The organism is Synechococcus sp. H55.9 (assembly GCF_047462355.1).
Taxonomy (GTDB): domain Bacteria; phylum Cyanobacteriota; class Cyanobacteriia; order Thermostichales; family Thermostichaceae; genus Thermostichus.
Genome location: NZ_JANSJB010000081.1, coordinates 1 through 10189, shown reverse-complemented (window position 1 = coordinate 10189; position 10189 = coordinate 1). Strand labels below are relative to the sequence as shown.

General features: G+C 62.3%; 9 protein-coding genes. 4 read left to right on the top strand and 5 right to left on the bottom strand.

Annotated features, from left to right (window positions below; genetic code table 11):
* Positions 1-6 precede the first annotated feature (6 nt).
* The 3 genes from NW857_RS10270 (at position 7) to glmS (ending at position 4070) form a co-directional block, all read left to right on the top strand.
* Positions 7-861: an ABC transporter ATP-binding protein gene (locus NW857_RS10270; protein ID WP_414337330.1), complete on the top strand. Its 855-nt coding sequence runs from the start codon at positions 7-9 to the stop codon at positions 859-861.
* Positions 861-2087, top strand: a complete 1227-nt coding sequence (locus NW857_RS10265) for an MlaD family protein (RefSeq protein ID WP_414368872.1) — start codon at positions 861-863, stop codon at positions 2085-2087. Before NW857_RS10270 ends, NW857_RS10265 begins: the two co-directional genes overlap by 1 nt.
* 135 nt (positions 2088-2222) lie before the next feature.
* Positions 2223-4070 (top strand): glutamine--fructose-6-phosphate transaminase (isomerizing), encoded by a 1848-nt coding sequence (gene glmS, locus NW857_RS10260; RefSeq protein WP_414337327.1) that lies wholly within the window; start codon positions 2223-2225, stop codon positions 4068-4070.
* On the opposite strand, the gene NW857_RS10255 is transcribed toward glmS, so the two are convergent.
* A complete protein-coding gene (locus NW857_RS10255) occupies positions 4031-4561 on the bottom strand; it encodes a heavy metal-responsive transcriptional regulator (RefSeq protein ID WP_414333560.1) in 531 nt (176 codons plus the stop codon). The genes glmS and NW857_RS10255 overlap by 40 nt on opposite strands.
* A gap of 103 nt (positions 4562-4664) precedes the next feature.
* A complete protein-coding gene (gene atpC / locus NW857_RS10250) occupies positions 4665-5072 on the bottom strand; it encodes an ATP synthase F1 subunit epsilon (protein ID WP_414333559.1) in 408 nt (135 codons plus the stop codon).
* A gap of 330 nt (positions 5073-5402) precedes the next feature.
* Between atpC and NW857_RS10245 the strand changes: the two genes are divergently transcribed.
* Entirely contained in the window at positions 5403-6041 is a 639-nt protein-coding gene (locus tag NW857_RS10245; protein WP_414333557.1) for a Crp/Fnr family transcriptional regulator, read from the top strand.
* A 147-nt stretch (positions 6042-6188) separates the two neighbouring features.
* Here the strand turns inward: NW857_RS10245 and NW857_RS10240 are convergent, their stop codons facing one another.
* The 3 genes from NW857_RS10240 to NW857_RS10230 all read right to left on the bottom strand — a co-directional run bounded on the left by NW857_RS10240 (position 6189) and on the right by NW857_RS10230 (position 10098).
* Positions 6189-8012 carry a hypothetical protein gene (locus NW857_RS10240; protein ID WP_414368871.1) on the bottom strand — a complete coding sequence of 608 codons (1824 nt, stop codon included), beginning with the start codon at positions 8010-8012 and terminating at the stop codon, positions 6189-6191.
* An 88-nt stretch (positions 8013-8100) separates the two neighbouring features.
* The gene (locus tag NW857_RS10235; protein WP_414333553.1) at positions 8101-8361 is read right to left on the bottom strand and encodes a DUF6761 family protein; all 261 of its coding nucleotides are present in this window, start codon (positions 8359-8361) and stop codon (positions 8101-8103) included.
* A gap of 96 nt (positions 8362-8457) precedes the next feature.
* Positions 8458-10098, bottom strand: a complete 1641-nt coding sequence (locus NW857_RS10230; protein WP_414368870.1) for a CocE/NonD family hydrolase — start codon at positions 10096-10098, stop codon at positions 8458-8460.
* Positions 10099-10189 lie beyond the last annotated feature (91 nt).

Below are 10189 nucleotides of genomic sequence, written 5' to 3'. Positions count from 1 at the left end.
ACCAGCATGAACGGCCAACAGCAGCCGCCGGCGGAGAGTCCCCAACCCCAGTCTGGAGCGGGGAAGGGAGATCCCGTACCCTTGGTGGAGCTACGGCAGGTTTCCAAGCGCTTTGGAACCACGCTGGTACTTGACCAAGTCGATCTGAAGGTGCATCGGGGCGATGCTCTGGGGCTAGTGGGGCCTTCCGGCACTGGCAAATCAACTCTGTTGCGCATCATCGCTGGCTTGACAGAGCCGGACGCTGGCGAAGTGCTCTGGTGCGGCATCCCCCTGCCGGCGATTCAGGCCGGCCACTGCACTCCCCCCTTGCGGGTAGGCATGGTATTCCAGCAGGCGGCCCTTTTCGACTCGCTGACGGTGGAGGAAAACGTCGGGTTTTTGCTCTACGAGCACTCGCGGCTGCCGCGGGCACGCATTCGGGAGCTGGTGGCAGCCAAGCTGGAAGCAGTGGGGCTGGCGGGTAAGGAGAACAGCCTGCCGGAGGAGCTCTCGGGGGGGATGCGCAAACGGGCCAGCTTCGCCCGCGCTATTATGGAGGATCCTTCTCTGCCCCAGGACGAGCCGCAACTGCTGCTCTACGACGAGCCCACGGCGGGCCTGGATCCCATTGCTTCCACAGTGATTGAAGACCTCATCCGGGATCTGCAGCAGGTGAAAAAAGCTTGCGAGAGCTACATTGTGGTGACCCACCAGCACAGCACTATCTACCGCGCCACCGACCGCATCGTGCTCTTGGCCCAGGGGCGGGTGCAGTGGGAGGGATCCGTGCAGCAGATCGAAACGTGCGACAACCCCTTTGTGCGGCAATTTTTCAGCGGTAGCGTAGAAGGGCCGATTCAAGTGGCAGGGCAGGTGTGATGCGTTCGCGAGCAATCCGAGAAGGGGCGGTGGGCCTGTTGATCCTGGCAGGGGTGCTGGGCTTTGCCGGGCTGTTCTTGTGGATCTACAACCTGCGCTTCGGCAGCCGCGGCTTCCAGTTTACCGTCACCTATCCCAACGTATCTGGCCTGGCGGAAGGCTCCAGCGTGCGGCTGCGGGGGGTAGCCGTGGGCCGGGTGGAGCGCATCCTACCCCAGGCGGCCCAAGTGGAGGTGCAGGTGGCCATCGACCAGCCGCTGGCCATCCCCCGCGACGCCCTGTTTGTAACCACCCAGACGGGGTTGGTGGGGGAGACGGTGATGGACATCCTGCCCCGACGCGATGCCCCGGCAGCGGGATCCCCGCTGGCAGCCGATTGCGACCGCAGCCAAATCATCTGCGCTGGGGATAGGGTGGAGGGCACACCGGGGGTAGATTTCGGCCAGTTGCTGGTTCAGGTGGATCGGCTGGTAACGCGCATCAACAACGACGAGTTCTTCGCTACCCTCAACGCCACCCTAGAAGGGATCACCCGCGTCGCCAACAGCGTGGCCGATCTCTCCGAAACCGTGGAAAAGCAGGTGGCAGCCCTGCGCACGGAAGATCTGGACTTGTCGCAATTTACCTCGGCTGCCACGGCTATCCAAGACGCGGCTGGGGCTGTGAGAGGAACGGCCCGCAGTTTTCAAGCGGCTGCCGATCAGTTCACCCTTCTGGTGGAACAGAACCGCACCTCTCTCCGTGCCGCCCTGGAAAATATCCAGCAGGTGAGCGCCGATCTGCAAGCCATGTCGAGCGCGGTTCGCCCGCTGCTGACGGATCCGCAACTCCAGGCGGATGTGCGCCAGATCCTGGCCGAGGTGCGAGCGGCGGCGGAGAACGTGTCCCAAGCTACCGAAGACCTGCAGCAGATTGCTGCCAACCTCAACGATCCGGGCACCCTGGCGACCTTGCGCCAAACCCTGGACTCGGCCCGCATCACCTTCCAGAATGCGCAAAAGATCACCGCCGATATCGACGAGCTGACGGGGGATCCCCAGTTTCGCCGCGGCCTGCGAGAGCTGGTGCTGGGGCTGAGCAACTTGGTCTCCAGCGCCCCTAAGGCCTCCGGCCCGCTTACGCGAACAGAAGACGGGATCCAGCCTGCTGCAGCCCAAGAGTATCGCTTCCGTTTTGCGCCCGTTTCTTTTGCCCTGGCCCTTGAGGAGCAGCAGCCCGTTCCCTAGGAGGAAGCCAGGATCCCTGCCGAGGTCTGCTCCCGCAGCGGCGGCAAAAGCCATTGAAGGGATCCGGAAGCTGGGGTAGGCTTTGCGGATAGGGTGCTTTGCACCGCTGGCGTGGCTGAGGTTGAGGTGTGAGGAATGTGCGGCATTGTCGGCTATGTGGGCTTTCAGTGGGCGGCTCCTATCCTCTTGGAGGGCCTGCGCACTTTGGAATATCGGGGCTATGATTCCGCCGGCATTGCCACGGTGGATCCAGAAGAGGGCTTGAGGATCGTGCGGGCCACCGGCAAGCTGCACAACCTGCTGGTGAAGCTTACCGCCAACATGCCCACGGCCAAGGTGGGGATTGGCCACACCCGCTGGGCCACCCACGGCGGTGTTAGCGAAGAAAATGCTCACCCCCACTGCGACGCGCGCGGGCGCATCGTGGTCATCCAAAACGGCATTGTCGAGAACTACCTGGAGCTGAAGGAAGAGCTGCTGCGGCGAGGGGTTGGCTTTCGCTCCCAAACCGATACCGAAGTCATCGCCCAACTGCTGGGCCTCTACACCGAGGAGCTGGGCTGCTTCGAGACGGCCTTTGGCAAAGTCATGGGGCAACTGCGGGGGGGAAATGCCGTGGTGGCTTTGGATCGGGAGGCGCCGGATCGGTTGATTGCCGCCCGCCTGGGCAACGCCGGCGCTGTGGTCGTCGGCGAAGGGGAGGGGGAGAACTTCGTTGCCTCGGATCTGCCCGCCATTGTCCGCCACACCCGCAGGGTGGTGTTTCTGGAAGATGGGGAGATGGCCATCCTCACCGACTCCAGCGTGCGCTACCTGCGCATCAGCGGCGAGGAGCTGCGCAAAACCCCCCTCACGGTGGCCTGGGATCCCGTCTCGGCGGCCAAGGGCGGCTACAAGCACTTCATGCAAAAAGAGATCTACGAGCAGCCGCGCACCACCACCGATACGCTGCGGGGGCGGGTGGATCTGGAAGAGGGGCGGGTGACTCTAGAGGAGCTGGCGCTAACAGAGGCGCAACTGGCCCAGACGGAGCAGATTCATGCCGTGGCCTGCGGCACCGCCTGGCACGCCTGTCTGGTGCTCAAGTACTTTATCGAGAGCCTGGCCCGCATCCCGGTGCAGGTGGATCATGCCTCCGAGTTTCGCTACCGCCAGCCGGTGCTGCGCCCCCACAGCCTGCTTGTGGCCCTCACCCAGTCGGGCGAGACCGTCGATACGCTGGCGGCCATGAGCGAGGCCCGCGCCCAAGGGATCCCCACCCTGGCCATCGTCAACGCCATCGGATCCCAGGCCACGCGCCTGGCGGATGCCGGAGTTCTCTACATTCACGCCGGGCCGGAGATCGCCGTCGCCTCCACCAAGGTATTTACCGGCATGCTGGTGGCGGGATACCTGCTGGCCCTGCAACTGGCCCAGGCCAAAGGGATCCTCAACCCGGCCCAGATCCGATCCCACCTGCAAGCTTTGATCGAGCTGCCGGGCAAGATCAGCCTGCTTCTGAAAGATGCCGCCCTCTACGACCAGTTGGCGGAACAGTACCACCACGTCGCCGACATGCTCTACCTGGGCCGCTGGGTCAACGCCCCCATAGCCCTGGAGGGGGCCCTGAAAATGAAAGAGGTCAGCTACATCCACGCGGAGGGCTACCCGGCAGGGGAGATGAAGCACGGCCCCATCGCCCTCATCGACGAGCGCATGCCGGTGGTGTGTATTGCCACCCGCGATCCCGTCTACGAGAAGATGCTCTCCAACATCGAACAGGTACAGGCGCGGGGAGGGCGGGTGATTGCCCTGATCAACCCAGAAGATACCCAGGTGAGGGAGAAGGCCGACCACGTCATCGAGGTGCCCAGCACCACACCCCTGTTGTCGGCAGTTTTAAATGTCATCCCCCTGCAGTTGTTTGCCTACGCCATGGCGCTGCGCCGCGGGGCCGATGTGGATCAACCCCGCAACCTGGCCAAGTCGGTAACCGTCGAGTAGTGGCTGCCGACCTTGTCAGGGCCGGCCTCTGGCTTTTGTAAAATCGGGCAGATCACGTCATCCTCGGCTGGAGATCCCGCTGGGATCCGCCAATCGGAGAGGAGGCTTTCAATTTGGCCTTTCAGAGTTTGCAACTCCGCTATCCGCTCTTCGATCTGACGCAGCTTCTCCTGCAGGTGTTGGCGGATCTCCGGGCAGGGCTGTTCCCCCTGGTCGTGGAGCTGCAGGATCTGGCCAATTTCTTCCAGGCTTAGCCCTAGGCTCTGGCAGCGGCGGATGAAGGCCAGCCGCCCCAGCACTGCCGGATGGAAGAGGCGATAGCTGGACTCCGACCGCTGCACCGTTGGCTTCAGCAGGCCCAGCGACTCGTAGTAGCGCACCGTGCGCACCGGCAACCCCGCCGCTGCTGCCACCTGGCCAATCTTCAAGCTGGCCGACGCGCTAAAGGATTCCGTCCCGCTGACGCGAACGGCAATTGCAGGACTGAACATAGCACCACCAGCTCCCCAGAAGCTTCAGCTTAACAAAGCCAGCCCCGTAGCCGGATCCCCTGCCGAGACCAAATTGGCTCCTGCTGAGAGAGGCGGGAATACCTCAGCTTTTGCTGCCCATCTCGGCGGCTTGGATCAAGGCTCTGGCCCGCTGCTGATCCAACTTGGCCTGCAAACGCTCCTGCTTGTCGCTGCTGGTATTCAAAACTTGGCTCGCTTCGTCCAAGAGGGCCTGAGCTGCGGCCTTGTCCACTTTTTCTCCCCGCTCGGCGCGGTTAACCAGAACGGTTACCTCGTTATTTTCCACTTCCGCAAATCCGCCCATCACGGCAATGGCCGACCACTTGCCACCGGCCTTGACCCGCATGACTCCATTGCCGATAGCAGTTAAGAGAGGAGCATGGTTGGTGAGGATGCCCAATTGACCTGAGGTGGCAGGGAGGATCACTTCCTCAGCGGGGGCATCCCAAACGATGCGGTCGGGAGTAATCACGCGAACCATCAGCGTCACGGCAGATCTCCTAGAGGCTTGAGCTGGACATCCTTAGATCCTACTGGATCACATCGACACTCCCGCCGACTTCGGTCGGGGGATCCCTGCGCAGCCCAAGACCGTTCGCGAAGCGGGATGATGTCCCGCCCCTGTAACGGCATAGTGAGCGAGACTTAACCTAGGCATAACCTTGCCTTTACTTCAGTCGGGAAGGCAAGCGGTATGGTGTTGTCGGGAACACCTGTCTCTTGCCGTGAACTCAGCACTGATGGCCAACCCCGCTGCTGTGGGTTCGCAGGAGAAAGCCCAACGACCAGTGTGCTCAGTTTGCTCTAGCGGAGCCAGTTTATGCCTGAAACGATGCCCGGCCATTTTGCTGCCGGCCTGCCTACACGGGAGCGTCAACTACTAGAAGATCTCTACCGAGGCCGCAGCTTATCTCCCTACAGTCCTGGACAGGTTATCCCTTTGTTTGCGGATGAATGGGTGATCGTCTGTCGGGGCGTGGTACAGTTGACGACTCTCTATCCCAATGGCGGCGAGGCGCTGTTGGGATTTGCCGGCCCCTCCATGCCGCTGGGATCCCCGCTGACGATGTTGGATCCCTACCAGGCCAAGGCATTGACGGCGGTTGACGTGTTGCGGCTGTCGGCAGCCGAGGTGGAAGCCTCAGCAACCCTGAGCCAAGGGCTGCTCAAGCAGGTGGTGCGGCGGCTGCGCCAAACCGAAGCGCTGCTGGCCCTAGCCGGGCGGCGGCGGGTGGAAGAGCGGCTGCGCCAGTTGCTCTCCCTATTGGCGGTGGAGTTGGGATCCCCGGTGGCGACGGGGGTGCGCCTGCAGGTGCGCCTTACCCACCAAGACTTGGCCAATGCCATCGGCACCACCCGCGTCACCATCACCCGTCTTTTGAACCGTTTCCGCCAGCAAGGCTGGATCGCGGTGGACAAGAACCGCCACCTGGTTATCAAGCTTGGGCACGCCTCTTGACAGCCCCAAAGGGCAAGGATTCTCCCAGCCTCATCGCCTTAGGGTTACTGGTCCCACCACAGCACATACTGTTCGGAAGAGCGCGGGGCTTCCTGCCGATTTGCTAAGGCCAGCTCAACCCAGAGTTTGGTCGGCTGGCCCAGCGCTTCAAGCATCCACCACTTCAAACGCCCACAGCCCTCGCTCGGCAGGGATCCGATGCAACTGGCCTTGAGGAAAGTGCCGCTGCAGCGCTGCCCCTTGCTGATCCCATACCCCCTGGTTCAGGAACAGGGTAAACGGCGGCTGTAGGTCTTGGGTGGGCAAGGCCTCAGGGGAAAAGACCTGCACCTGCTGTCCCGGCCCGGCAAAAAATTGGATCCAACTCTGCCAATAGATAGGCTCTCCCCAACTGAAATAGGGGTAGGCGGCGCTGGCTGCCAGGTAAAAGCGGTGGTTGGGATCCCCTTGTCGAGCTGCCACGTAGCGCCCGGTGGCTCCCACATCGTTGCCCTGGGTCCACCCCTTGTGGACAAAATCCCCAAAAATCGCCAAGTTCCATCCCCCGATCACCAGGATTGCCCCCGCCATCGCCACTGCCGGCAGCCACTTCCTCCCTGAGGATCCCCAACGTCCCAGGAGAGCTACCAGCGCCTGGATCCCTTCCAGGGTTAGGTAGGCTACAAAGGGCAGGATCACCAGCAGGCGGGTATAGTTGGGGGCTTTGGTGATGGCCAAGCTAAACAGCAGATAGAGAAATAGGAAACTGCCCATACAAAGCCAGTCGTGGGGTTGGCTGCGCCCCTTCCAGAGGCGGTAGAGGCCGGATCCCAAGCCCAGCCAGAGCAAAACCCCCGTCAGCGGATCCACAAAGGCATGGCCATAGTTGGGGTAGATATAGCCCCGGTCGTGCTGGCCGGGGTCGTTAAACATGCTCAGGCCGTTGCGGATGTTGCGCCACACCGCCTCGGCTGGTGTAGCCGCATTGACCCACATCTGCTGCAGCGCCCGCCCTTCCGGGAAAAAGAGAAATTGCTGGCGGGCATACTCGGTGCTGGCCGGCGGAGAAGTAGCCGTGGCCACCAAGATAGGTGCGGCCACCAGAAAAAAACCCAGCGCCGCCGGCAGCGTCAGCTTGGCCAGGGCCCAAACGGGGTTGACCTGCTTATTCCCCTCCTGCAGATCCTCCCGGCCCAGGAGCAGGTAGAGGCCGCCAAACAGCAACCCCAGCAGGATGACCACCCGCCCCGGCAGATAGCCGTAGAGGGAGAAGGCCGCTGCCCCTCCCCCCAAATACAAAAGCAGGGGATTTTTTTCCCGCACGCCCTTTAAGATCAAGGCTAGAGCTGCACACTCCACCAGCACAATCAGATTCTCTCGCATCGCCATGCGGCTGATGCCCAGCAGAGCGTGGTTGGATCCCAAGAGGATCGCCCCCGCCAAGGCCAGCTGGGATCCCCAGAAGGCGCGAAAAAACCCGTAGGCCACCAGGGTGGTGATCACCCCGAAGGCGGCATGCACGGTGCGCACATTCACCAGCGTGACTCCCCCCATCAGCCGCGTCAGGCCGCCGAAGAGGCTGAACATAAAGCGGGGAAAATAGAAATACTCCGGCATCAGCCCAAAGATATCGGGGTAGCGCACTCCTGAGGCCCGCCGCGCCATGGAGGTGATGACGATCTCGTCGGTGTTGATTTGAAAAGGGATGTTGGCCAGGTCGTAGAGGTAGATGGGGGCGAAGACCAGCGCCAGCAGCCCCAGGTGCAGCAGCTCCTGACGCCAGCGCAGCCGCGTCGGATCCCAAGGGAGCTGAGCCGGAGGAAACTGGGCCACATACAGCCCCACCAGCAGGATACTTAGCAGCCAGATACCCATCTGCAGCACGTGGTAGCCAAGCACCCCGTACCAGAGGATCAGGGCTATGCCCAAGCCCAGGCCGGATCCCAGCAGAGCCGGACGCCGGGAAGTTGCCAGCGTATCCCAAACCGCCATAGATTGGAATGAGGAACCGAATCTTTCCCAGCCTATCAGGCACCTGGCGGCGTTCGATCCCTCGCCCCCGGCCCCTCTCTATGCAGTATCAATAACCCCGCATCGGCTCCGTCTCTCGCTCCAGTTCCGGCTCCATGAAGTTGGACGGGTCGTAAAGGAAGCGGTTGACCTCGTCTTCAAGGCGGTAGATCTCAAAAGGCTGCAATTGCTTGCCAGTTCGCAGAGCCAGCAGGTAGCCATCCACCAGCAGGCGCAGCTCGTCGGTGCGCCGATAGCCGCGATGCCAACTGTCCACCAGCGCGTCGGTCAAAGCCTGATAATGCCGGATCAACTTCGGGTCTTGCAACATGGTGTTCCCTTGCCCTGCTTGTTTCTATCCTAACTTTTGATATCTGTTTGTGATCAGGAGTTGCGAAGGGATGGGAAGCTGTAGGGTCTTAAGCTTTTACTCCCCCCAACTCCCCTCGACAATGGGAAGGTACAGCCGTGAGGGGGTGTCGCCGCCGCTGTGAAGAGTAAGGGTGAGAATGCGGGCCTCAATGAGCCGCTCTTCCCGCATCCCCGTACCTGTATTGACGGAATAGGCCGGGAAACAGGCCGCACTGAGGCTGAGACGCAGGGCGTGGCCGCGGGGAATGCGGATGCAGGCGGGCTGACAGGGGATTGAGATGGGGGCATTGGGCTGGGGATCCTGCAGACGACGGTAGCCCTGGGAAAAGTTGTACACCTGGCCGTCCGGCCTGACCACGGAGAGCACGGCGCAGAGATCCAAGCTGGGGCTGTCGGCTTCGACGTAGAGCTCTGCCGTGATATCCCCCGCCAGGAGGAGGTCGGTTTCCAGAGGGGGAGTGGTGTAAGTGAGAACATCGGTGCGGCAGTCGAGGGCAGAGCGCTCTTGCGGCCCGGCAGGATAAACCAGGTGACCCCCCAAAGCCGGCACCGGTCGCCAGGGATCGTGAACAAAAGTATCCGACTGTTGCCTCAGTGGGGGTTCCGGGCGGAGGGATCCCTCAAGTTCGGAGAGGGCAGCCAGGCCGGTGCTGTGCAGGTAAAAAGCTTTTGGCTCCGGGGTGGGCCAGGCCTCTAAGCTGCGCCAGCGGTTGGCTCCCATCTCGAATAGGCGCACCGGCAGCTCCTGGAGGATCCCGGTGTCCTTGCCTTTGAGGAACTGGTCAAACCAGCGCACCTGCAGCCGATCGATGGGGCTGACGGCCTCGGGGCCAAAGTCCAGCGCCCCCACCCTGCGCCCCCACGGCAGGTGGGCCCAAGGGCCGATGATCAGGTGTTGCGGGTTTTGGCTGCGGGCACTCATCTCCCTGTAGAGGCGTAGGCTGCCACTCAGATAGCTGTCAAACCAGCCGCCAATGTGCAACATCGGCAGATCCACCACCTCTAGCCGAGGGGAGAGCTGGCGCCAGTAGTCGTCGGGTTCGCTGTGCTCCAGCCAGTCGAAGTAGTAGGACTGGGGCGCGTATTGCTGCAGCACGCCCGGCTTGAGGGGGATGGGATCGTAGAGGGGCAAGTTGCGGGAGGCTTTGAAGAGGGCCTGGTAAGCGTTGGCCTCTCCCCGCCGGCGGGCTCCCTCAGCTTCCAGTTGCAGCGCCCAACTGAGGTTGTTGGAGAAGGCAAAGGCTCCCCCCGGGTAGGCGGCATCAGCGTAGAGATCGTAGGGCAACATCGCCGGGCAGATGGCCTTCAAGGCGCTGGGACGGCTGGAGGCCGCATAGAGTTGGGTCATGCCCTGGTAAGAAAAGCCGTACATGCCCACCACACCGTTGCTCCCTGGCAACGTAGCCGCCCAGTTGACCGCGTCAAACCCATCTTCAGCTTCGTGGCGGAAGGGGTAGAAGGAGCCCTTGGAGGTGCCCCGCCCCCGCACATCCTGGATGACCACGATGTAGCCGTGGGCCGCATACCAGCGCGGATGGGCGTACACCACCGTCGAGGCAATGGCCCGCCCGTAGGGCTGCCGCATCAGCAAGACCGGGTAGCTCCCCCCGCCTTCTGGGCGATAGACATCCGCATCCAGTTGGATCCCGTCGCGGGTGAACATGGAGACGGTTTCGCGGGGGCGCACAGGCAGCATGGTTGGGTAAGGTCAGCGAAATTTGCCGAAGAACTAGGCACAGGGATCCCTGGAGAGCTCTTCGATAGAAAATTCCGGGAGATAGAAGCAT

Bases quoted from the DNA above. Each gene is read 5' to 3' on its own strand.
- NW857_RS10265 (WP_414368872.1), top strand. From the start codon at position 861: ATGCGTTCGCGAGCAATCCGAGAAGGGGCGGTGGGCCTGTTGATCCTG.
- NW857_RS10240 (WP_414368871.1), bottom strand. From the start codon at position 8,012: ATGGCGGTTTGGGATACGCTGGCAACTTCCCGGCGTCCGGCTCTGCTG.
- NW857_RS10230 (WP_414368870.1), bottom strand. From the start codon at position 10,098: ATGCTGCCTGTGCGCCCCCGCGAAACCGTCTCCATGTTCACCCGCGAC.
- NW857_RS10255 (WP_414333560.1), bottom strand. From the start codon at position 4,561: ATGTTCAGTCCTGCAATTGCCGTTCGCGTCAGCGGGACGGAATCCTTT.
- NW857_RS10245 (WP_414333557.1), top strand. From the start codon at position 5,403: ATGCCTGAAACGATGCCCGGCCATTTTGCTGCCGGCCTGCCTACACGG.
- glmS (WP_414337327.1), top strand. From the start codon at position 2,223: ATGTGCGGCATTGTCGGCTATGTGGGCTTTCAGTGGGCGGCTCCTATC.
- NW857_RS10270 (WP_414337330.1), top strand. From the start codon at position 7: ATGAACGGCCAACAGCAGCCGCCGGCGGAGAGTCCCCAACCCCAGTCT.
- NW857_RS10235 (WP_414333553.1), bottom strand. From the start codon at position 8,361: ATGTTGCAAGACCCGAAGTTGATCCGGCATTATCAGGCTTTGACCGAC.